Raw genomic sequence first — 23,281 nt, forward strand, 5'->3', positions numbered from 1 at the left:
ACAAGAATGACAAACAGGACCATGGACTCTGTCCTGAATCCCTATGGATTATTTACCGAAGCAGGTTCATCATGTCATCTACCATTCGTTCATTGGATACAGGGGAATTTTCAAGCCAAGGGTCAGCCGTAATGATATACAGACGATTGTTCTGCACCGCCTTGATGTTTTGCCATAGGGATGTTTTCTGCACATCCTCCCATACGGATAATGTTTCACTCTCCTGACACACCATCAGGAAAATGCAATCCACCTTCATGGCGCTTAATTGTTCCAGACTAATGGGTTCGTTGTATACCGCGCCCTGTGGACTCGAATAGGCGGGTCTAACGCCCAAATCACCATAGAAAACCTCCGCCATGGAAGGCGAGCTGTACCGGGTGAACTGCTGTTTCAGCAGGCGTACAACTACAGCAGTATCAGTACCAAGTTCCTGCTGCACCAGCACCTTAGCCTGCTGGACCTTGAGGTCATAGCTTGCCAGCCAGGCTTCGGCATCCTGTTCTCCCCCGATCTGTCCAGCCAGCGTCTGCAGCTGCAAACGCCAAGAATGCTCCGAAGCTGCAATATACTGCACAGGTGCAATCTCTTCTAGCCGTTTCCGCTCTTCAGGCCGCAAATGGTCATAACTGATAATCAGGTCAGGTTGATGCTCCTGCAGAGCCTGAATTTTCGACTCCCATTCCACATCCAGACGATAGGCACTGAGGTGCACCGGAATGTCCTTACCGTACATCCGATAGTAATAGGCTGTCCATTTGGGGTGCAGCGGGGCAGCATACGGAGTCATGTTCAGCGCCAGCAAATGTCCCGTGACCCCAATATGATAGGCTGCAATTTTACGGCGTCGGCTGTTCATATATACCGAAGGGGATACGCCTACGATTTTTTTGAATTTGCGGCTAAAATAAAACTCATCCTGATACCCAACCTGATGGGCGATGTCCCGCAGACGCAGATCCGTGCTGGCCATGAATTGCTTCGCCCGGTTGATCCGGAGTCCTGATATGTAGTCAGTGGTGCTCATTCCATATCTTCGTTTGAACAAGTCCACGTAATATTTCGGGCTGAGTCCGGCCATGCCTGCGAGAAGCTCCACCGTCAGATTCTCATTGGAATGTTCATCAATGTATTCTTTGGTACGCTGAATCAACATTTGAGAGTCTTCCTTCAGTGATGTGTGAGCCTCTGTAACGTGAACCAGGATCTGCTGGAATTCCAAGTAAGCATGGAAACGATCCATGGCTTTACCGCTGTGCCACAGGTTATTCATTTCTTCACAATGGAAAGCCAGCTGCAGTGTTGGAGCCACTGCCAGTTCCCTACCGGATCGAAACAAAGGTGTCTCCTTAATGAGACGCAGCGAACTTGTGTCATCTGTAACTTCCTCATACAGATCGAAGCGGACCAGCGTTACTTCAGCCCCCTCTTCTCCAAAAGATGCCAACCCAAACGTTGATTCAGGCACACATGAATATACGCCTTGTGCCCTTATGTTCACGGAACGGTGATCCAGAGTTAACAGAGCTTCACCGCCTGTAACCATGACCAATATGTAAGAGGATGTATGCTGCTGGGGCAGCACCCATCCTGTTGTGGATTTGATTTTCTCGATATCTCGCAATTTCAAGGTCAGACGATCAAGCGGGTGTTCGGAACCCATCAGGCGCTCCTTGTGAAAGTTTTGGGAAATCATCTATTTTCCTACCTCCATTTGATAACCATTCTCATTTACTCGTACTAGTATATCAAACATACGCAGGATTTCGCACGACCTTCTCAGGATAAACATAGAAAAAGAAATGATCCTCTATCCCCTAGAGGCAAATCGGATAGCCCTGCTCATCAATATCGGCAGTACCGAAATATGACCTTCATCTTCAAAACATGTAAACTCGGCACTGAAGCCCTCAATTCCCGTCTGGCCCAGCCAATGTGCGAGCTCCCTGGAACGCCCCACTACGCCGCTCGGGTGGCTTCCTTCCTGTTCCCCTGCTGTGATTAAAACATGCATTTCCGTCCCACAGTGTTTAGCGCGCGAGACCCATGATGCTCTCTGCTGTTCAACCCAGGCTGAATTCCAGTGGATGGACGGACTGCCAGCGATGTAATGGCGAAACGTTCCGGGATTGGCCAGCAGCATCTGCAGGACCAATAACCCGCCGAGGGAGTGACCTACAATCGATTGCCTGCTGCGATCGATCGAGTACTTCTCCTCCACCTCAGGCTTTAACTGTTTTTCGATAAAATGCATGAACTCTTCTGCCCCTCCATATTCCGGCCAGCTTGCGCCATCCGGTCTTCGAGGCAAATCCGCTTCAGGAACTTGCATCATGAAATCATAATATCTCTCTGCTGGAAAGGGCTGTTCAGCCTCGTAACCGATCCCGACAATCACTGCCGGGACCACTCCCGTTTTATCTGAACGCACGGATTGAACACGCATAGCCTCCACCATCGTTCCGAACACGGCATTGGCATCAAGCAGATAGATCACGGGATATCCGTTAGGCGGCGGAGCGATGTCCGCAACAAAAGCGTTAATCACATACTCACGCCCACTCCGTTCAGCGCGCACCTTATAGACAGATGTTCCTGGCAAGCTCCTCCTCTGACTAGTGCCATCTTGATTTATGACCTGTTTCATTGACGATTCCTCCTTATCGTTAATGCAGTAACTTTTGATTATATCCAAGGCCCTTCCATCCTTCCATGGACGATCTCCCCGTCTGATATGGATAATGCACCGTTCAGCAGAGTTCCAAAAAAAAAGAAAAAGACCGGATCATCGTCCGGTCTTCGTTTGGCCGCGAAGATGCGCGGCTTTTATCCTATTTAGATTGTTTCCAGTCCATTTGGCTATACTTCGCTTTTCAACTTGGAGAACACCGCAAGATCGATGTACCGTCCCTTTTCAAACTCATGCTGCCGCAGCAGACCTTCCTGCTGAAAACCAAGTTTGTGAAGCAGCCTGATCGAGGCCTCATTCTTCGGTTCCACTCTCGCTTCAATCTTGTTCAGCTGCATGTTCGTGAAGCCAAAATGCATTACGACATGTGCTACCTCAGTCATAACGCCCTTCCCCCAATACTCGGGATGCAAATCGTATCCAATCTCTGCACGGTTATGTACTTCTTCTCTATTGAGGAACCCGCAGGTACCAACCACTTTACCGGATTCCACATCTTCAATCATCCAGCGCAAACCGGACTGTTCCCTGAAAATCTTCGTATACCAACCGATCTCATCCATCGCATCGTTCACACTCTCAAAAGGTGTAAATGGCATGAATTCCACAACGGTCTCATTGGAATACAACGCCAAAAGATCCGAGGCATCCTGTTCATCTGCAGCTCGCAGGTTGAAGCGGTCGGTCTGAAGCACAGGGAACTCGTCAAACATAAACGGGGTATTCATGGATCTTCTCCTTTCAGCCAAACTGTTATCAAATTCTATTCATCTCTGATTTTTCCTATCCATTGTATCAAAATCATGAAAAAAAGACCCCTATATTGCACAGCAGATGATATTAACAAATCACCGGACTGTTCAACAAGGAGTCCTGCTGCACACGTTAACCGTGCCTATTCACACTTGATGGTTATTCGATTACAACCCACGGGTATCGGGACGGCTCATCAAACAGAAGTCGTATTCGATCAGGTGCACAGCCTTCCTCGTCAAATACGAGCAGTTCATTCTCGTCCTGAAGCCAGGAAACAGGAATTTTGTAATCTTCCTGTGGACCAATCTGCCAATATCGGCCCAGATGATATCCATTCAGATGGAGTGTTCCCTTGCTCATTCCGGTAAGCCGAATCATCAGGTTCACTCGGTAATGTTCCGGTACGCTAGGTCGGGAGAACTTCCAACGGTACCACGCCGGCTGGCCATATGAACGATCAATCAGCGGACTGGCCATACGATTGCCACTATACTGAACGACATGCTTGGTTTCCATCGAATCAGTCGATTCATCGAATGTACCGAGCGTTCCCCACTGCTTGGGAAGCAGTGCTTCGTTGCCAGCCATGCGCCAGTCTGTCAGCTCATCTTCAGTTCGGTACAAAATAAGCTCCAATCGGTTCAGAGGGCTGCTGCTGTAAGGCATTTCGAGTGTGTTGTTTTCACCTGGTTTCAAATAGAGTGACAGATCGACCGTATGGAAGGAAAACCAGTCCTGATATCCTTCGAGCGGTACATTGATGCCATTAATCCGCAGTCCTTTGCTTACAGCTCCAACGAGAATGGCACGGTCCATGCCATCCAGCGTGATACTCCGGCTGATCAGCGGATGTTCCTCCAGATGATTCACTTCATCCAGATGAACAATTCCACTTGCCGCCTGCCAGTCCCGCCGGATATCCTGTACGGCGCCGCCGAGATAAACAGGGCCTGCCAATCCTTTGCTCTCTCCCAGATGTGGGGAGAAATTGAGCCTTCCCATGTGCTGGATCAGGATCTGGAGCCTGTTCGTTCCTTTCACAGTCTTCACCGGGATAGCTGCCGCACCAACCTGTCTTACCAGCGCCTGTTCCACGCCACCGACATATACTCTGGCCGTATCCTGAAGATCCGGCAGAATGAGATTGCGCGTATCGCCTTCCTCACTGTGGAAGTCGCATTCATAGAGCAGATATCCATAATCCTGCCCGTACTCCGCGAAGTGTTCCGGCTGACCGCTTGGTGATTGCGCCGCTGCTTGCAGCTTGATACGCGCTACGTCCGGGGATCCAGACAACCTTGGAGGCATCGACAGCACTGGCAGCTGCTGATCGTGAGTGCCCTTGGTCGCATGGTTATCCTCCGTATCCTCCGTACGGCTGGACTCCACTACGGCATCCGGTTGCATGAACTCGCGTCCAGTCAGCATCTGTTCACCTGAGGGCCAGCCACCGAGCAGCATCATGGACCGGTCCGGATCGGAGATCATGCCCTTGACCTGCCCGGATGGCAGAATGTCAACATCATCCACCCCGATCACATAACGCAGTTGTTCCTGATCCGTGCCTTCGATTCTCCAGGTTCTGTCCATCGCTTCACTGTCCAGTACAATGATGCGGAGCGGGACACCGCCAGCCTCCAGACGAATCGTCCCGGGTTCACGGAAATGGAACAAATCCAGGCGCCGGACATCACTTTCCGGATCGTGACCCAGGAGTAGCTGCATGCTGCTGCTTATCACTCGCAGGGACGGTGCCTCCAGTTCCACAACCGAACGCTGTCCCGTATCTCCCACAATGAACAACGTTCGTTCACCATTCACCATTTCGTTGCCTGCAATCCACACACCACCCGTCAGGAAAACATCACCCGCGATCCGAATCCGGTCAAACACCGGAACGATCTGTCCAGGGTCTAAAGCAACAGGAAGGGTCCGTCCTTCTTCCAGCGTAATGGGCAGCGTCTGCCGTTCATCCAGGTGACTCTCCAGAAACCAGACCGTCTGGTCGCCAGAACGCCGGCCTCGTATGGTGATCCCTTTGGGATGGCGCGGGCTCATCTCCGCTTCCGGGATCTCTTCGGCTTCCATGAAGAACGCTCCGAACGCATTTACAAAATAGGACCACTTCTTCGTTACCGCGTATTTCGGCGTCACACGCCCGTATTCATTCAGCGGTGCATCATAATCATACGAAGTGACCATAAATATGTCGCTGCTGCCCACGGTTCTTCCTCCATATCCGCCAAAGTTGGTCCCGCCATAGAACATGTAATGGCTGATCCCGGTGTACCCGGCACGGAGAACCTCCATCAGCCGCTTTTCCAGTAATGGCGCCGTTTTCTGAATGGAAGAGGGTCCGCCCCAATTCTCGAACCATCCGGTCCAGAACTCGGTAACCATCTTCGGCGTATCCGGCTGTTTCTCACACAGCTTCGCATAATGCCCGTCAGCACCTGACCAGAAATTGGCCCCTTCGATGGTCCCCTCTGCACCTCCTACACAGGTAATGAGCGGAACTTCGATACCCCGCCGCAGCAATCCATCCCGGAGGCGGTTCATATGGTCACTTGCTGCGGCGTCATCCATCAGATACCCGTATTCGTTCTCCACCTGAACAAGAATGACGCTGCCTCCAGCGGAAACCTGGCGCTCACGGATGATCGGTATGATCCGGTCGAAGTACAGGTCGACATAGTGCAGATAGGTTTCGTTGTTTTCACGGAATTTCACGTGTGGCTTCGTTTCCAGCCAATAAGGAAATCCGCCAAAATCCCATTCTGCACAGATGAACGGGCCAGGACGTGCAATGACCCACATACCCAGTTCGGCACACAGATCCAGGAAAGCCCCACAGTCACGATCTCCTTCGAAATTCCATTGTCCTTCCTCGGGTTCATGTACGTTCCAGGCAAAGTACGTATCGATACAGTTCATGCCAGCCAGTTTGGCCTTAACCAATACTTCTCGCCACTCTTCCCTTGGCATCCGGAAGTAATGAATCGTTGCACTGTTCAGAAATACGCGCTGTCCATTCCACATGAAGCTATGCCGGTCATAACTCCATTCCGAAGCAACACGGTTGTCAGCCCCAGGTTCTGTATTCTTCTCCTGCTCATGAAGCAAAAGGGATCGTTTCTCTGTCAAAGCGTTCCCCTCCTTCTTAAATGTTTGAGTTCATATGTCATTCATCTATTCCTAATCAAGCGAATGGATCTGCGTCTGCTTCATCTACTCGCCCGCATTCAACGTTACACCTTCCAGAACCACGGTCGTCACGGAATTGTCCGCCACAGGCACTTCCACTCCATTGGCATACACCGGAATATCCTCAAGCTGTTCCATATTCCGGTCCGGTGAGGTCTGGTACACCTGTGCCGTGGATGAATTTCCAATATCAAAAGCCTGCAAATCAAACGCCTTTTTCCCGGCAGACAGTTCATTGCGGATAACCAGCACCAGTCTCTGGCGCTCTGCGTCATAGGCAGCCAGCGTACGTCCATCATCGGTCGGTATAATCTGCGTACCCGGACGAATGTACTTGGTGAACTGGGCCATGCCGTAATACTGCTTGGTCATCTCATACTGCTCATCCCCGTTAAAATTGGCATGGATAAAGCCCCAGTTATTATTCGCACCTTCATCTTCAACCGCCTGCCAGTAGACCCAGGCAGAAGGCTGCATGATTTTCAGATCAAACATGATCCGCTCCGCCAGTTCCTGTACCGATGTCATATCTTCGTGATGATGAGGCTCACTGCCTCCCGTGCCATACTCGGACATCCACAATTTCTTGCCGTGCCGCTCGGCCAGGGTGCGCAGTTCCTCCATTTTGCTTCCATTATAAGAATGGGTGTTGATCTGCGCGATCACATCCAGCGTATCCTGATCATAGATACTGAAGTTGTGCACGGTTTCATCAATACTGTTGTCGTCCGCAGCACTGATGACCGTTCCATCCAATCCCTTGCTCTTCAGCGATGCAGCCACCTTCTTGATGATCTCGGCCTGCTTGTCGTTGCTGAAGTGACTGCCTTCCTGCATGTTGCCTTTTTTCCACCAGTCCGAGGAAGGTTCATTCAAGGGATCAAGCGTCCGGAACGTAATGCCCCACTCATCCCGGTAATGCTTCACCACTTCGGTTAAATAATCGGCAAAAGCGTCATACTGATCCTCACGCAGATTATTGCCGCCGTCTACGGCACCCGTTACCGATCCGCTGATGGTCATCCAATACGGTGGTGAGTTGGAGAATGCCTCAGCGATGTTAACTCCGCGTTCCAGGGAGCCCTGCAATACCGACCGCTGCCCCGCATCCGCCTCCCAGTCCCACACGCCAGGTTCAGGCTGGAAGCCGGGAACATCACCGCCAGGGCGAAGCGCCTTCATTTCCGGGTTTTCTTCTCCGCCGATATTGTAACGGACGATGTTCAGTCCCAGCCCTTTGTCTGCATCAAAGACCAGATCCATAACTTCATCGACCTTCGCCTGATCCTTCCATCCCCCCAGATCGTTGGCCCACCACGCAAGCGACGTACCCCATCCTTCAAAATGGTCATAGGACTGTTCCAGCTGCAGACGTACCGGCTCACCCTCAAATGCGAGTATCTTGGATTTTTCATTGGCAAATTGATTCACGATGATTCCTCCTCCCGCCAGAAGCACAATCAGGGCTACACCGATCAGGGTATAGCTTCTTTTGCGGCTGCTGCGTTGTTTGTTATCCGCCATGGTTCACCCAATCCTCTCTCCATGCACGAACATGACATCTACTTGTTTTCACGACAGGTTCAATCATTGTACATACCTCCCGTTACTTGATTCCGCTGCTGCCTCCGCTGATGTTGGCTTCATAGACATAACGCTGTCCGAACAGATAGATCAGCACCATCGGAATGGTCAGGAACAAGGAAGCAATCATGACCAGGTTCCAGGGAGGCATCTGCCCGCCACCAACGGTTGTCAGGAGCTGAACGCCAAGCGCGAGCGGCATTTTCTCCGGATCATTGATATAGATGAGCGGCCCCATGAAGTTCCCCCAGTTATAGGAAAACGAGAAAATGGCGATGGCCGCCAGGATGGGATACGTCAGCGGCATGATGATCTTCCAGTAGATACCCGGGTGTCCCATACCATCGATCATCGCGGCTTCATCCAGTGACTTCGGAATGCTCATCACGAACTGCCGGATCAGGAATACGTTGAACGCCCCTGCGAAGAAGCTCGGTACAATAAGCGGATAAAATGTATTGATCCAGTCCAGATGACGGAAGATGATGAACTGGGGCACCATGGTGACCTCACCCGGAATCATCATTGTGCTCAGCAGGACGATAAACAGAAACCGACTGCCTTTGGCCTTGATGCGAGCGAAGCCATAAGAAACGATGGAAGCCGACAGGACCGAGCCCACAATGGTGAATACGGTAATAATGATTGAATTTTTCAAATAGGTGCCCAGGTTGTTGTTAGTGAAAATCGTGTAGAAGTTCGACCATTGAAACTCCAGCGGCACAAAGGTAAAGGCTGACTTCACCGTGGTTGCGTCACTCGCCAGTGCAATCGAGATCATATACAGGAAGGGCGAAGCAAGCAGCACCCCGACCAGAATCAGAAATATGTAGGATATCGTTTTCTCCGCAGTGGATGGATTACTCATTCGCTTTTCCCTCCTCGTAGTGCACCCATAGTGCCGATGAACGGAACACAACCAGGGTAAGTGCCATGATGATAATGAACAATACCCAGGCTATGGCTGAGGCGTAGCCCATTTTGTAGAACTGGAATGCATTCTGGAACAGGTAGGGAACGACCATCTGGCTCGCATTGTCAGGTCCGCCCGCTGTAACAATGAATACCTGTGCGAACGTCTGCAGCGCTCCGATCATCCCGGTAACCAGATTGAAGAAGATGACGGGCGTGAGCATCGGAAAGGTAATATGGAAGAAGGACTGTGTGCTCTTCGCTCCGTCAATGGCAGCAGCCTCGTACAGCTCCTGGGGAATGCCTTTCATACCCGCCAGCAGCAGTACCACGCCACCCCCAACGCCCCAGAGGGACATGAGAATCAATGCAGGTTTGACCCAGTTCGGATCGAGCAGCCAGGCTGGACCCGGAATGCCGAAGATGGACAGAGCCTTGTTAATCAACCCTTCGGTCGGCGCCAGCAAATGAATGAAGAGCAGCGAGCTTGCTACGACTGGTACGACTGACGGCAGATAGAACAAGATGCGAAAAAAGGTAATACCCTTGATTTTTTTGTTCAGATAATAGGCGATCCAGAGAGAAATCGACATGCCAAGCGGAATGGATATCAAGGCATAGAAGAACGTATTGCCCACGGACTTCCAGAACAGCGGATCATCGGTGAGCAGCGTTTTGTAGTTGTCGATACCGATAAATTCCGGGGTCTGGAACAGATCCCAGTTCGTGAAGCTCATATAGATGGAAAACAGGATCGGACCCAGGGTAAGCCCCAGAAAACCGATCAGCCAAGGCGAGATGAAGAGATAAAACCATTTCCCGTCTTTTTTTCTCACGTTAAGCCCTCCCCATGACGTAGAGAGCAGATGGAGATACACACAAGTTCATGTGCTGCGCTCCATCTGTCCCCCTGTCCATGCTATTTGTAGAGTCGTTCCAGCCCACTCTGAATTTCGGTTACCGTATCATCCAGTGAAGCCTTATTGTTGAAGTAGACGCCAAGCTTGTCATTGATCAGTTTCATCATTTCGTTCCATTGCGGGTTGAATGGTTCTGCATAAATGGTGGAATCGCTGAACGCAGCCATGTTGATCTTCTTGCCGCCATATTCGGCATTCAGGAATTCATCGCTGGACAGTCCCGCCTTCGTAGCTGGTGCATCCTGCCCTGCCTTGATCATCGGCATCTGTGCCTCAGGCGTCGTCAATGCTTCAATAATCTTGAATGCTTCCTCCTTGTGCTTCGATGCATTCGTGATGGTGAAGCCGTTGAAGAACGCGTTCGTCTCCCCCCATACCGGAGAGATATCCCAGTTGATGCCTTCCACCTTGGCCAGTGAACCGATGTTCCAGAAACCGGTTGTTTCCATCGCGATCTTGCCCTGAGCGAACAGCGGGTCTGCACCGATATTCCCCATGTCGGCAATCTCCGTCGGCGTCGGTCCAGCACCGTGCGTGAAGATCAGGTCATTCATGAATTGCAGCGCATTGCGTACCGGTTCCGTGTTGAAGGTTGGCTTGCCGCTCTCGTCGAACAGCGATCCCCCGTTCTGGTAGATCAGCTGCATCCACTGCGGCCACCAGCTTCCCGGGTAGTACCCCCATTGAACCGTCTTGCCGTTCTCCTGCACCGTCAGCTTCTTGGCTGCTTCGAGCAGGTCTTCCTGGGTCCAGTCCTTGGTTGGGTATTCCACCCCGGCCTTGTCGAACAGATCCTTGTTATAAAAGAGTACCATCGCGCCAGCACGGTCCGGCATGCCGAACTGCTTGCCATCGTATTTCATGAGGTTCGCGATGTCATCGGAGTAACGCTCTGACATGTTGACATTGTTTGCCTGGATCATCTCATCCAGCGGGATAATCTGATTTTTGGAGGCGTACGCCTGATAGTTCTCGGCAATCATCATGATGTCGGGCGCAGTTCCCCCGGCGATCATGGTCTGTACCTTCTGGTCATAATCCCCGGCAACCACGTTGAGCTTCACGTTGATATCGGGATATGTCTGTTTCACAATGTCGAGTCTCTCCTGGTAAATCTTCTTCTCATCCTCCGAGCCCCAGATGGTCATGCTCAGATCAACCTTGCCTCCAGCCCCGCCGGCTGAATCGCCGCCCTCTCCGCTGCTGCAAGCTGTCAGAACCACAACCATAACCAACATCAATAACGAAATGACCTTTAAACTTCTTCTCATACGGTACGCCCCCTCGAAATAATGAATGGATGACCACACTGAAACCCGTTTCATGAAATGGGTTTCATAAAGCCTGAAATTAAAACCCGTTCCACTTTATGAAAGGGGTTTCATTCACGGACTCATTATATTTCACCTTTCGAGGGAATGTCAACGCTTTCTTTTCCAGATGTCCGTCCCTTTATCGCTTGGCAGGACCGGTGCTCTGACGGATAATCAGCTCCGGCTGCAGCACGGTTTGCTTCTTCGCTTGTCCCTGATTAATCAGCTCGTGTAGCTTATCCACCGCCAGCTTGCCAAGCTGATACGTATTCTGTGACACGGTCGTCAGTTCCGGAATAACCGCACTGGCCAGCGGCGTATCATCGAATCCCACGATGGAAATATCCTGCGGAATCGACAGGCCATGTTCAATCGTTGCCTTAATCGCACCAATGGCAGTGTAATCATTCACACAGATGACTCCTGTCGGCGGATTGTCCTGCTCCAGCAGCTTGGACATCTCCCGTTTGCCGTCATCGATGGAGAAACTGCCGAGCAGCTGGCGTTCTTTCGGAATTTCGAGTCCATGCTCCCGCAGTTTTTTCTGCACAGCCTTGACCTTGACCATCGTTGTGGACAGTTCTCTCAGTCCGCCTACAAAAGCGATATCCCGATGTCCCAGTTCCAGCAAATGTTCCGCAGCGAGTACAGCTCCTGCCCCTTCATCCGTGTAAACCCGGTGGAAACCTCCTTTTGGAATATTGCCATTGACCAAAACAATCGGCATACGTTTGCCCATATCGATCAATTCCTGAGCCATGTCGTCCGGACAATGCTGCATGTTGATTCTTCCACCGAGGAAAATAATGCCGTCTACCCGCTTTTCCCGCAAAATGGACAGATACTCGGACTCCCGGTTGTAATCCCCCGCCGTATTGCACAGAAAGAATGTGTATCCCAAGCCGCGTGCCTCATTCTCGGCGCCCCAGAATACTTCCGGGAAGAACGGATTGGTAATGTCGGGAAGGATAATGGCAATCGTGCCCGTCTCTTTCTTGATCAAGCTTCGTGCCTGCGCATTGGGCTGGAACTGGTGCTTCTCGATAATCGACATGATCTTCTCCCTCGTGCTTGCCCGCACGGGTGCCGTATCGTTAAGCACCCGGGAGACGGTCGCAACAGATACGTTCGCTTCTTTCGCGATGTCATAAATGGTGATCGGTGTCATAAGTGGAACCTTCCTTTGTCTCTAATTTTCCTGCTTATCATACCAGATAAGGATGGGCGATGTAATGGGTTTCACTCTGATGCATCAACCTCGTGTCAAAATAAACAGCTTGCTGTCGGCATTAACGACCTGCGTGCCGTTGTTCAGCTGTACAAGGGACGTATCCCAGTGGGTATGTCCGCAAAAGACAACCGTCTCCGGCCCGGCCACCAGGGCCTGCCGGATCAGCGGTTCACCCCTGAGCCCAAGCTCGGGAATGCCCGGGCTTTGGTGCAGCAGCAAACAATCCGGATGCTGCTTCAGCAGCTTGTTCACGGATTGCAGGTAGTGCTTCTCCGGTAGCCGGTTCGGCTTGTCCGGCCTGCCAATAATGCCGCCCAGACCAGCGATGCGCAGCAGCTGTGACTGGGCGGCAGCATGCGATGCAGGGCCACCCGCTGGTGGGCCTGCGTCAATGACGGCTGGGACATCCATATAGTGGATGCCCTCGCCGCTGTGCAGCCGATGAGCGCCTGCTTCATCGGTGAGATCATGGTTGCCGTCCACGCCGGCAACCCAGCCGAAGGCTTCCCGGAAGGCAAGCCAGACGGGAACCGGATTGCCGCTTGCTCCCCTTTTGCCGCTCCGGGCATACAGGTCTCCGCACAATAACACTCCCACACGATCCGGATCAACCTCCGGCCATTCTACTTCCAGCAGCAGCCGGACATGGGCGGGCAGCATTACACCAAGCAATACATCCATGTCGGATTCAGCCGCTGCATCGGCTGTCATCGTGTGCGTTTCTATCCGGGGCACAGGCATAATGCCCTGCAGATCCGAAGCCACAATAAGTGCATCTATACCCTCTGGCAGCCCGGAAACCGTACCATGATATATAGGCAGCTGTGCCTCTGCGACCTCTCCTCCGGGGATGGCATTCAGGTAATCATACAGTTCGATCGGCTGGTCGTTCAGGTTCAAGATTTTCATGCAAATTCGCCTCCTTCGCTGACAAAACATGGAGCAAATTAGTCTTCATTTTTCCATGATTTTGGCATGGATACTCCTTCTATTTTACATCACTCGCCCATATATTAGATTGTAAGCGAATTCATATGGTGATTAGAGGAGTGTGAACTTACGTTATGATCATTCAGGTCAGCCCGCTGGCAGAATCCAGACTTAACGCGATGCTGGGAGATCGGCCAGGCTATTTAAAGCTGTTTTATGACACCGATGGATGCGGATGCGATGGCACTGCGGTCCTCCTGATCGTTAACGAACCGGATAGTGATGACATTCCGATTGAATCCGGTGCGCTCCCTTTTCTCATCAACAAACAGCAGCAGATATACTTCGAGTCCAACTTGCGTCTGCAATCGGAGAACAGCTTCCCTTCGTACCGGCTGACCAGTGATTCCATGATCTACGGCAGCCATGTCAAGGTCCATGATCTTCGGGATACGGCCAACTCTTCACCCGAGCCGCTCAGTTGGTTTGTCCGCTGATTTATTTTACTACGCTTAAACACATATGCAAAAGCCGGCACTCCCGTTGGAGCGACCGGCTTTTGTTATGGAAGGTATGGAATATCTTTGCTTTTATCCAATTTCTCTTTATCGTAATACCTTCCTCTTCTAAGCTGCCTCTTGACCAAACTCGCTTTCAAGTCTACATTATCATGTAAGCTAATCAAGCCTAATCAATCTGCGAGAGGAGGAGCTCTTATCACACCATTCTATGACGTCATTATCGTTGGAGCAGGCTCCATGGGGATGAGTGCAGGTTATTATCTGGCACGAAGCGGGCTAAAAACCCTGATGATTGATGCTTTTGATCCCCCACATACCGAAGGGAGCCATCATGGAGAGTCGCGATTGATTCGCCATGTATACAGCGGGGGACCTGATTACATCGCGATGGCGCTTCTTGCCCAGAATCTATGGCAGGAGCTGGAGGATATAACGGGTAATAATCTATTTGTTCGTTCAGGAGTCATCAACCTCGGTGATCCAGAATTCCATACGTTTCGCGACCGGTTGACTCATGCAGATGATGCCGGAGTCCGGTATGAGATGCTGCATGCCAATGAAGTGATGAAGCGCTGGTCAGGGATTACCATACCTGAACATTATGAAGGCATGTACGAACCGGATGCTGGTTATCTGTTCAGTGAACGCTGCATTCAGACGTATCGTCAAGCTGCAGAACAAGCGGGTGCTACTCTGCTGACACATACCCCTGTGGAACATGTCGAGTGCGGACCTCAGTCCGTATCCATAAAAACTGCTGGAGGAGATACGTATCACGCAAGTAAGCTCATACTCAGCACAGGTGCCTGGTTTCAGACATTGAAACCGTTTGTGGATCTCCCAATCCGAGCCGTTCGCAAAACGGTAGGATGGTTCGATGCACCGGAGGCATTGTTCGGCGAAGAACATTTCCCTGGTTTCACGATAGCCGAACGGGAAGGGATCTATTACGGATTCCCCAGCATCGGCGGGGCCGGAGTGAAGATTGGCCGTCATGATACAGGACCTACATGGACGCCCGGAGAATCACAGACACCGTTCGGAACGGATGAAACGGACGAGGGTGAACTGCGGAGACTGCTTGAGCTTCGAATGCCACAGGCGGCAGGCCAATTGAAGCGCGGCAGTGTATGCAAATACGAAATGACGCCTGACGAGGACTTTATTATTGATCGTCACCCGCTGCATGAGCATGTTTGGCTGGCAGGCGGATTCTCGGGTCATGGCTTCAAATTCGCGAGCGCAATTGGCCAGATCCTGTCCGATTTGGTCCAGACAGGGCATACGGATCAGGACATCGGAAGGTTTGCCCTCTCCCGTTTTGCCAAGACCGGCGTCTCATCATCCCTATAAATTCAAAAGACATGCAGGGACATCATCAATCTCTATCGATTGGCGTCCTTGCACGTCTTCTTCATGAACACTTTTAATATTAAAAATGATTCTTGTGATCATGCTTAAAGCGGATGGATTAGTTCATTTTATTTAGTTCATTTTATTTTGTTCAGTTTGATTACTTCATTGGGTCAATTCGTTTTAAACCTCGACGCTTCCTCTGCAAGCCGTTTGGTCAGCTCATCAATGGTCTGCACCATTTCAGCCAAATGCTCTGTCATCCCCGCTTGCTCCTGCATCGTTGCAGTCACTTCCTCAACTGAAGCCGATACTTGCTCACCAGAAGCAGACAAGTTCTGTGCGGCTCCAATGACCTCATCCTTGTCACGCTCTATGGATTCAATCTCGGAAGCAACGGCCTGTACCTGGTCCATGATTTCATGCATATTTTGCGTGACAAACGTAAAGGTTTCCTTCGTTTGACCAACACTACTCTTATGCTGTTCGGCAATGGCTTCAATGGCTTGTACGCTGCGGTTGTTCTGCTCGACATGTTCAATCGTCTGCATTACAATCCGCTTGATGTCTTCGGACTGTGCGGTCGTCTGCTCTGCCAGTTTACGGATCTCCGAGGCAACGACAGCGAAGCCGCGTCCCTGATCGCCTGCTCGGGCTGCCTCAATGGAAGCATTGAGTGCAAGCAGCTTCGTCTGATTCGCAATCTCGGCAATGGTGCCTGTTATCTGATGAATACCCGTAGAACTCTCCGCGAGCTGCACCGTAATTTTAGAGATATTGCCAACTTCAATCTCGTTCTGATTGTTCACGGCAATGAGCTTATCGACGACTTCATGATTGTTTTCAAATGCGTCGGTAATCTCATCGGCTTTACGTTTTACGGCCTGTGATTTCTCGCTCACACTGGCAATCTTGCTTCCTACGTTCATGAATTTATCCACGATGGATTCCGTATCACTTGCCTGTGATTCCATGGCCCGCGAGATTTCCATTGCCGTTGTCGTTGTATCCGCAATGGATGCGGAAGTCTGCTGCGTGGATTGATCCAGCTCGAATGTACTGGTGTTCAACGTAATAATGGAGCTGTTCATGCTGGAGATCAGCTGCCTGTTGGCACTCACCATGGTGTTGAAGCTGTCCGCCAAGTCTTTGAACTCTCCGCTGTATTTGCCTTCTGCTTGAACGGTCAGGTCCCCGCCTGCAAGCTGTCTGAACAATCCGGTCAGTTTGGTTATCGGTTTAGTTAACATCAGCGAGATCAGAATTCCAGCTGCGATGGAAACTGCAATGGCACTGAACAGCACGATATACATTTTGTTCGCCATGGATACGAGCGGCTTCCGCACATCGTCGTACGAATCCTCCACCACTACCGTCCAATCAGAGCGCGGAATTTTGGAGTAGAATACCACTTTTTCTTCCGAGCTGACTTCCCCTTGCTGCAGCTGCTCGCTAGGAGGCAGATCAATCAATGTCTGATATTCCCCGGACTCCATCTTCTGGCCAATCAACGTCTCATCGGACGAATGGAACATCACCGTACCTACTCGATCCAGGATGATAACACTACCTTTTTCATTGATTTTAATGTTCTGCAGCTGGTCGACGAAGAACGAGGTGGTTGCAGTAGATACCAACACGCCTTCTACTTGATTGTCATCATTATAAATTGGCATGGCAAAAGCGTTTCCCAACGTACCTAACGTTTTGGAAATAATGCCATCACTGATTACATTCCGCCCTTGAATGGCCTGCTTAAAATAATCACGATCTGCACGTTCACCCTTGAGCGCTGACGGATCATTCGCTGCAACAATGACGCCTTCCTTGTCGAGCAAGATAATATTGCTGTTGCCCTCCATTCCTGCGAGACTGTCTGCCAATATGCCATTTGCTTTGTCTATCAGTTCACTGTTTTCTGTAAAAAATGTATCATCGCTCTGTTCTCCCGAATTCCGTATCTGGAGCAGATCCGCAAATGTACGATGTGTTGTAATCAGAAACGTAGACTGTTCCTCCAAAGTAAGAGATGTGAACAATCCCGCACCGATCCGATCGGATGTCGCTTTAATCTCATCTTTACTTTTGTCCAGTGTAATACTTTCAGCAACCCTATAACATAAGACCGCCGTAACTGCCAATACGATACATACCAGCACACTGATCATCAGTGGCAATCTGACCCTGAAGGACATGTTCGCCATGCTTCCCTTCACCTTACTGAATAACTTCAATTCATTTCACCTTCCATTTTCATCATGTTGTGGTCCATACTTTATGTATTTTCTTTATATCGGTATGTATCTGTACATTGTTCAGTGATATAGAACATTTGCATTGATGTTTTCATATTCGTGCAGTACCTCTGACGCTCTTTCTCCAGGTTCTTCCTAGGCCAAAGGAGTGAGCAGCCGATTAACAAAACTAGACTTTGGTTTAATACAAAATATGACATCACTTACGTATAATCAAAGAACTACATATTTATTAGGGAGAGAACTGAAATTGAATACTAAAATGCCCACAATGTTAAACGTTATACGCTCACTGCTCGGGGTACAGATGATCTATATGGGAATTGCCACAGGCTTTATAATCTACGATATGCTGCGCCACAGTGCAGATTACGCCGCGTTTCCGCTATCCGACCAGGTCGCTTACTTCACGAGTGCGGGAACCCGCATCCTCCTAATCCTGGGACCTCCGATTCTGACCATGATATTCATTGCAAAAAGAAGATATAAACTGACCATGACCTTCATGATTCTCACCTTTTTGTTCACTGCCGGATTGCTTCAGAATTTTCTAGTCGTTCTGCATTTGTTCATGCTGCTTGTACTCCTGCTCCACAAACCGAGCAAGATGTATCTCAAGCAGGAGGCTCCTGTGCGGCAGTATTCCAAGCGGGATTTGCAAGTATAGATTTAGTTGTAGAATGGAGTCTGTGAATAAAATGAAAATGCCAAAATGGTTTAATGCCTTTTACTCTCTACTCTGCCTCAAAGTTGTCTATGAAGGGTACTCCCTTATGAAAGCAATCTCTATGTTTCTCAGCGGCACACTGGATAACGCTCCTGTTGTACTAGCGGATGCCATTACCCGGTTTATTTTGCTTGGCCTTCCGGCGATCTGGATCGTGGTTTGCATCGCTCAACGTAGGTACACCAGAACCATATTTGCGCTAATTTTGGCATTACTGCTCGGTATAGCCCTGCCACCCACCTGGGGTCAAACGCTATATCTATGTTCCATCCCATTCCTTCTGCTCCATAAGCCGAGCAAGGGTTATTTAAAACGTCCCAAGGAAGAGCACTTGGCCATTCGAATTCCTGTCAAAAAGGCTCGTATGTAAATGAAATCTGGTAACGCAACTTGATTCTCCTTGCGGTAGAAAAGCGCTCTGTTCAGAGAAGTTGGGGCTCCGATTGTTCTATAATGAGACTTGCTCAATAGATCGGATCGGTTCTCTTACTGCTGACAGAGAAGAACATAGCGTTAAATGGAAAAGTGAAGATGCTTGGTTAACGTTATACTAAATCCTTCTAGTAAAAAAAGCTCCTGCCATATATGTGGCGGGAGCTTTTGTGCGATCAATAACTCATAGTGAACGATCATAGTGAACACAAACGTCATATTCCGGATATTTACCATCTTATTGATACATTCCTTGAACCTTTCTTCTTAACCCAGCTGTTCAATTCGCTGCTCTATGCGTGGAAATAAACGGAATGCATTCTCATAGAACACCTTGTCATGATGCTGCTCCGGCACAAGCCTGCGGATGAATTCGGCATACAGATCGATCGGTGCAAGCGGCCAGTCGGTTCCGAAGAGCATTTTCTCGTAGTGATCGGAATATACCAGCGCCCGGCGGAAATGGTCCATGAACAGCGGTTCATTCATGAATCGTTCAAAATGGGGACGATCCCCCACCACAAGGCCGGACAAATCGGCATATACGTTAGGATTCTTCGCCACCACTTCGGCGGCATCCATCACCCAGGGATCACCCAAATGACAGATCATGAAGTTCACTCCCCGCTGTTGATAAGCTAACTCATCCACAGTCAGCGGATGGGCATACTTCAGCAATCCATTCATGGAGTAGGTGTCCCCCGTATGAATGACGACGGGTATCTTATACTTGGCTGCCAGCTCATAGATCGGAGTGTAAATCTTGTCATGGACATAGTAATGATAGTACCCCGCGTACAGCTTGATACCCGCTACCTCGGGAGCCTGCAGCCTTGCTTCAATGCGGTCCAGTTCTTCCTGCGCGTGTTCACCGCCAAGCCGGTTCGGATTGACGCCTACGCATTCCATCAGAAAGGGAGGAACCGTTTCTTCCAGATCAAGTCCCATCGGATTCGGTGAACTGGAGTCCGGAAAGGCTCCCTTGGACTGCTCGGTTACTCCCATGCCAATACCGAGAATAACGTCGTTCTTGTCAAACTCCGCCTTAAGGCCCGCGGCAGAGTAATCGACTTGGGACAGATCGATCGCGGTTCGATGGAAGCTGTCAATATCAGACAGATGAATGTGAATATCAATGATCGGCATGGGTGTTCTCCTTTTCAACGGTCGTGTTCCTAAAGGATAGCTTCAACAGGCTGCGGACATCTTCTGCATGCAGAGGAATCTGCCCTAAGACCAGATAGGTTGGTTTCATCCAGGCAGTCTCCCCATTGGATACCGGGAGATGTTGATGCACATTGTGGCTGAGTACCTGGTTATTCACATATACCGACGGATTATGGTTGGGATAGGCATCTACGGCATGAAGCATGTTTTTACGCGTATCCGCACCTATTCGCAAGATTCCTTTCAATTGAAGACCTGCGTCCACCTTCCCCAAGGAGAACCGTCCTTGCTCCGGATGTTCCAGCCAGCCTTCGGCAAAGATGGGTGACGGCCCGAAGAAATGATCTTCGGTAAGCGAGTAATTCACCTGCGTCAACCCGGTTTCGTTCGTCACCGAATGCAGAGAACAAAGAACTGGCACCCCAGGCAGCATGAGGTAACGCTGTTGTACCGTGATCCCCCGATTCGCTTCCTGCTTCTCGATCCGGGTTGTCATGCAGATTCCTGTCCAGACGTTTCCGTGATCATCCTTCTGCTCCGTCCACGCTGCACTTCGGTACTCCTGCTGACGGCTGAAACCATTCATGCCGGGAATTCCCACACCAAGACCGCCATACCATGGATTCCACCAGGAACGCGGAGCAGCTTCGGGATACGAACTGTCCAGCCATTCCTCTCCCTGATACATCAAGGAATGCACGACACTTCCGAACCCGGGTGCTGCTGCGATCGAGAGAACTCCATTGCTCACCGTGTACACCGGACCTGCCTGCCCTTCTTCAATCACACAGTTAACGGCGGATTGCGTCTTCGGGAACCAGAGAGCGGTCCGTTCCTGAATCCGATCCTCTCCGCGATATACGGCCCGAATCTTCCAGGCATGTTCACTGTTTTCCTTGGCCACGGTTTCCTCAGGGGAGAACTCCAACTGTACAGAGCGAAGGTCCTGTTCCCGGTTTAATTCCATATCTGCAACTTTAAACTCCGATGCACCACCGTGCTGCGCATACAGCTCCAGATTTCCGGCTAGCGGTATCATTTTTCGCTCCATCCATTCGGCCTGCAGCTTGCCTCCCTCAAATGGATTGCCACCGCCCAGAGCCAGTTCGAGATGGTCATCCAGCACAGGTACAATCAGATCGCGTTCTTTACGTGCAAAAGAACGGAAATCCTGCCACTTAACGAACGTGTTCAACGCAAATACAGTCTTCTTGGTCTGTACAACAGCCCCTGCCGGCATCCGGCCAAGGTCATGCTCCAGCCCCAGTGTATATTCCGGACGAAGCAGCTTCAGTGAAGGGTCCCAATAGATACCACATGCTCCGTACGCTTCCTTGCAGAAAAGCCAGTTCTCCGTGATTTGGGCACTATCCCAATGGCCCGGATCGCTGGAATACGTATCACCCATGTCCACGTACCGACCTTGATACGGCAAAATTAGCCGGCTCCCGAAGAATCCGAAGTTGGTCATTAAACTCATATTCTCTTCCAGCTCTGTACTGCGCGTATTGATTATTTCGTGGTTAAATTCCGCAATGCCGCTGGCAAACAACTTGACCACAGATTTAACCTGTAACCCCGAAAAGTCCTCCGATTCATAGAGAGCTTCAAAAACCTGACTGTCCCCTTCGGGATAGATGTTGACTTCTTTGGCTTGTTTCTTGGAAAACTCCTCGGCAAACGGCTTTCCCAGCTTCGGGTAGGTCCACCAGAACGTATGGTGAGAGCTCGGATATTCGATCCACATCGTATTATCCTGTCTGCTCATATGAAGGGAGAATGCGCCATTCACAGCTACCCATTGATCCCCGTGCTCTCCGCCATAACGCCCTTGGGTTCCCTTCATCAGGACGGAGAGTTTACTTGTGAAAACGACTGGCTGTTGACCTGCCGGAACAGCTGTCACCTCCACCTTCCTCGAATAAAGTCCATACGAGCGCAGCATAAAGGATACGGGTATGGAAGCTTTACCCTTCGCAGGCACGGTGAGGCGTACCGAAGGTTCTGTCCATTCCAGGAATTCATCCTCGGGCAGGTCAAAAGTAAACTCAGCCTCGGCATCATAATTGTTCTCCACGTTCAGAACCAGCTCTGCCGGGACACCCGTGTACAGTTCCTTCACGGGCAGCACCATGTTCAGCTTGGCTGGAAACTTCGGTGCAACGCCTATACGGAACTCCGCTTTCCTGCCGCCAATCAGCCATGTGCTCGCGACAACAGGGTGGGTTTTCATCAGGTTCTGTTCCTCTGTGACCGGGTCCAGATGGAACTCGCCTTCCACAACGATCGCTTCCCCCGGAGCCACTTTTCTTGCGGTGTCCAGTGCAAAGCGAATATTTTTGTTGTCCTGCCCCTTGATTTCAAACGTCTGCTCAGATGCTGAGCAGTTCTTGATTCGGTAGCGAACCTGGTATGTGGAGCCAAACACCAGATCATGGTCATCGATCTCTGTAGTGATTACGTAATCTGGCGTGTCGAGTGCGGTCAAGCCACGACCGGACTTCTCGAACTCGGCGCGCAAGGAGATATCTCCCTTTTTCCAAGTGTAATCGAAGAAATCAAAGCCTCGCTCCCGCCGGCCATCCGGCTCAATGACAAGTTCACGCGTACTATCGGTATACCAATCCAACACCTCGAAGTAGGGAGCGAGCGCTTCGGTCTGCAAGACGGTCGGGATGAAGTTCATCAGGTGCACATTGTCCTCTTTTTTCTCCCAGAAGAAACCGCACTTCTTGTACATCGGCACAGCCTTGGTGTTGCCTGCCCACGTGAACAGATCAAGGCGGGGCCACCCCGCTTCCACGGTTTTGCGAACGGCGTTCAGGATCAGATTGCGGCCGACCTTATGGCCATGATAATCGGGGCGCACGTTCAATAACGGTACATACAGCGCCCCTTCATCGAAACGGTAGTGGGCAAAGCTGCAAAAGCCAACCACTTCATGCTCATGAACTGCGAGAAACACATGCAGATTGGACGAACTCTCCATCTCCCGGCGCACGGTATCTTCTGTTCTCTGGTTCGTCCCTCCTCCCCAGCTTTCATTACTGCGGTTCCACATGTCTGCCAGTGCGGCAGCGTAGGAGTGATCGTATTCGATAATGCGGATCTGTTCTAGATTTGAGGTGACTGCCATGTCTCTATCCCCTTTGGTTTATGTATAGGGTGGTCTTGGGTACTCGTTCGTGATGACCCGACCTTGTCCGATAGCCACAGAGATGATAGAGTACGTGTTTGCAGAAGCTATCGATAGTATGATCATACTATAAATGGGAAACATTTTCAGA

General features: G+C 50.5%; 17 protein-coding genes. 4 read left to right on the top strand and 13 right to left on the bottom strand.

The features are described from left to right. Positions 1–52: 52 nt before the first annotated feature. From F4V51_RS21800 to F4V51_RS21845, 10 genes are all read right to left on the bottom strand, one after another. A complete protein-coding gene (locus F4V51_RS21800; RefSeq protein WP_153979603.1) occupies positions 53–1,696 on the bottom strand; it encodes an AraC family transcriptional regulator in 1,644 nt (547 codons plus the stop codon). 114 nt (positions 1,697–1,810) lie between these two features. After that, on the bottom strand, positions 1,811–2,647 hold the full coding sequence (locus tag F4V51_RS21805) for an alpha/beta hydrolase (protein ID WP_153979604.1): 837 nt from the start codon (positions 2,645–2,647) through the stop codon (positions 1,811–1,813). Between the two features lie 212 nt (positions 2,648–2,859). Next, complete coding sequence (locus tag F4V51_RS21810; protein ID WP_153979605.1) at positions 2,860–3,417, bottom strand: GNAT family N-acetyltransferase; 558 nt, start codon at positions 3,415–3,417, stop codon at positions 2,860–2,862. Positions 3,418–3,601: 184 nt separating this feature from the next. Beyond that, positions 3,602–6,589 (bottom strand): beta-galactosidase, encoded by a 2,988-nt coding sequence (locus F4V51_RS21815; RefSeq protein ID WP_153979606.1) that lies wholly within the window; start codon positions 6,587–6,589, stop codon positions 3,602–3,604. Positions 6,590–6,673: 84 nt separating this feature from the next. After that, positions 6,674–8,173 carry a glycoside hydrolase family 30 protein gene (locus F4V51_RS21820; RefSeq protein ID WP_153979607.1) on the bottom strand — a complete coding sequence of 500 codons (1,500 nt, stop codon included), beginning with the start codon at positions 8,171–8,173 and terminating at the stop codon, positions 6,674–6,676. An 82-nt stretch (positions 8,174–8,255) separates the two neighbouring features. Then, positions 8,256–9,101 carry a carbohydrate ABC transporter permease gene (locus tag F4V51_RS21825; protein ID WP_153979608.1) on the bottom strand — a complete coding sequence of 282 codons (846 nt, stop codon included), beginning with the start codon at positions 9,099–9,101 and terminating at the stop codon, positions 8,256–8,258. Continuing rightward, positions 9,094–9,981: a carbohydrate ABC transporter permease gene (locus F4V51_RS21830; RefSeq protein ID WP_095289650.1), complete on the bottom strand. Its 888-nt coding sequence runs from the start codon at positions 9,979–9,981 to the stop codon at positions 9,094–9,096. The genes F4V51_RS21825 and F4V51_RS21830 overlap by 8 nt, the downstream gene beginning before the upstream one ends. Before the next feature lie 83 nt (positions 9,982–10,064). Beyond that, the gene (locus F4V51_RS21835) at positions 10,065–11,336 is read right to left on the bottom strand and encodes an ABC transporter substrate-binding protein (RefSeq protein WP_153979609.1); all 1,272 of its coding nucleotides are present in this window, start codon (positions 11,334–11,336) and stop codon (positions 10,065–10,067) included. Between the two features lie 181 nt (positions 11,337–11,517). Then, positions 11,518–12,546, bottom strand: a complete 1,029-nt coding sequence (locus tag F4V51_RS21840; protein WP_095359667.1) for a LacI family DNA-binding transcriptional regulator — start codon at positions 12,544–12,546, stop codon at positions 11,518–11,520. Between the two features lie 84 nt (positions 12,547–12,630). Beyond that, positions 12,631–13,518 (bottom strand): metallophosphoesterase family protein, encoded by an 888-nt coding sequence (locus tag F4V51_RS21845; protein WP_162009968.1) that lies wholly within the window; start codon positions 13,516–13,518, stop codon positions 12,631–12,633. A 155-nt stretch (positions 13,519–13,673) separates the two neighbouring features. Here F4V51_RS21845 and F4V51_RS21850 point away from each other — a divergent pair, with 155 nt between their 5' ends. Both F4V51_RS21850 and solA read left to right on the top strand, forming a co-directional pair. Then, on the top strand, positions 13,674–14,036 hold the full coding sequence (locus F4V51_RS21850) for an iron-sulfur cluster biosynthesis family protein (RefSeq protein WP_095289646.1): 363 nt from the start codon (positions 13,674–13,676) through the stop codon (positions 14,034–14,036). 219 nt (positions 14,037–14,255) lie between these two features. Then, on the top strand, positions 14,256–15,413 hold the full coding sequence (solA, locus tag F4V51_RS21855) for an N-methyl-L-tryptophan oxidase (protein ID WP_268893554.1): 1,158 nt from the start codon (positions 14,256–14,258) through the stop codon (positions 15,411–15,413). A 173-nt stretch (positions 15,414–15,586) separates the two neighbouring features. Here solA and F4V51_RS21860 read toward each other — a convergent pair whose 3' ends face one another. Further along, on the bottom strand, positions 15,587–17,617 hold the full coding sequence (locus F4V51_RS21860; protein ID WP_153979612.1) for a methyl-accepting chemotaxis protein: 2,031 nt from the start codon (positions 17,615–17,617) through the stop codon (positions 15,587–15,589). Positions 17,618–17,918: 301 nt separating this feature from the next. Between F4V51_RS21860 and F4V51_RS21865 the strand changes: the two genes are divergently transcribed. Together F4V51_RS21865 and F4V51_RS21870 are read left to right on the top strand one after the other, a co-directional pair. Continuing rightward, positions 17,919–18,335 carry a hypothetical protein gene (locus F4V51_RS21865; RefSeq protein WP_153979613.1) on the top strand — a complete coding sequence of 139 codons (417 nt, stop codon included), beginning with the start codon at positions 17,919–17,921 and terminating at the stop codon, positions 18,333–18,335. A 106-nt stretch (positions 18,336–18,441) separates the two neighbouring features. Then, positions 18,442–18,765 (top strand): hypothetical protein, encoded by a 324-nt coding sequence (locus tag F4V51_RS21870; RefSeq protein WP_153979614.1) that lies wholly within the window; start codon positions 18,442–18,444, stop codon positions 18,763–18,765. A 329-nt stretch (positions 18,766–19,094) separates the two neighbouring features. Here the strand turns inward: F4V51_RS21870 and F4V51_RS21875 are convergent, their stop codons facing one another. Both F4V51_RS21875 and F4V51_RS21880 read right to left on the bottom strand, forming a co-directional pair. Further along, the gene (locus tag F4V51_RS21875; protein ID WP_153979615.1) at positions 19,095–19,973 is read right to left on the bottom strand and encodes an amidohydrolase family protein; all 879 of its coding nucleotides are present in this window, start codon (positions 19,971–19,973) and stop codon (positions 19,095–19,097) included. After that, positions 19,960–23,130 carry a GNAT family N-acetyltransferase gene (locus F4V51_RS21880; protein WP_153979616.1) on the bottom strand — a complete coding sequence of 1,057 codons (3,171 nt, stop codon included), beginning with the start codon at positions 23,128–23,130 and terminating at the stop codon, positions 19,960–19,962. The genes F4V51_RS21875 and F4V51_RS21880 overlap by 14 nt, the downstream gene beginning before the upstream one ends. Positions 23,131–23,281 lie beyond the last annotated feature (151 nt).

The sequence above is a fragment of the Paenibacillus xylanilyticus genome, assembly GCF_009664365.1.
GTDB classification, from domain to species: Bacteria; Bacillota; Bacilli; order Paenibacillales; family Paenibacillaceae; genus Paenibacillus; species Paenibacillus xylanilyticus_A.

Excerpts from the sequence above, each read along its gene's own strand:
- F4V51_RS21850 (WP_095289646.1), top strand. The coding sequence starts at position 13,674 with ATGATCATTCAGGTCAGCCCGCTGGCAGAATCCAGACTTAACGCGATG.
- F4V51_RS21805 (WP_153979604.1), bottom strand. The coding sequence starts at position 2,647 with ATGAAACAGGTCATAAATCAAGATGGCACTAGTCAGAGGAGGAGCTTG.
- F4V51_RS21800 (WP_153979603.1), bottom strand. The coding sequence starts at position 1,696 with ATGATTTCCCAAAACTTTCACAAGGAGCGCCTGATGGGTTCCGAACAC.
- F4V51_RS21820 (WP_153979607.1), bottom strand. The coding sequence starts at position 8,173 with ATGGCGGATAACAAACAACGCAGCAGCCGCAAAAGAAGCTATACCCTG.
- F4V51_RS21875 (WP_153979615.1), bottom strand. The coding sequence starts at position 19,973 with ATGCCGATCATTGATATTCACATTCATCTGTCTGATATTGACAGCTTC.
- F4V51_RS21825 (WP_153979608.1), bottom strand. The coding sequence starts at position 9,101 with ATGAGTAATCCATCCACTGCGGAGAAAACGATATCCTACATATTTCTG.
- F4V51_RS21810 (WP_153979605.1), bottom strand. The coding sequence starts at position 3,417 with ATGAATACCCCGTTTATGTTTGACGAGTTCCCTGTGCTTCAGACCGAC.
- F4V51_RS21870 (WP_153979614.1), top strand. The coding sequence starts at position 18,442 with ATGAAAGCAATCTCTATGTTTCTCAGCGGCACACTGGATAACGCTCCT.
- F4V51_RS21845 (WP_162009968.1), bottom strand. The coding sequence starts at position 13,518 with ATGAAAATCTTGAACCTGAACGACCAGCCGATCGAACTGTATGATTAC.
- F4V51_RS21835 (WP_153979609.1), bottom strand. The coding sequence starts at position 11,336 with ATGAGAAGAAGTTTAAAGGTCATTTCGTTATTGATGTTGGTTATGGTT.
- F4V51_RS21840 (WP_095359667.1), bottom strand. The coding sequence starts at position 12,546 with ATGACACCGATCACCATTTATGACATCGCGAAAGAAGCGAACGTATCT.
- F4V51_RS21880 (WP_153979616.1), bottom strand. The coding sequence starts at position 23,130 with ATGGCAGTCACCTCAAATCTAGAACAGATCCGCATTATCGAATACGAT.
- F4V51_RS21860 (WP_153979612.1), bottom strand. The coding sequence starts at position 17,617 with ATGGCGAACATGTCCTTCAGGGTCAGATTGCCACTGATGATCAGTGTG.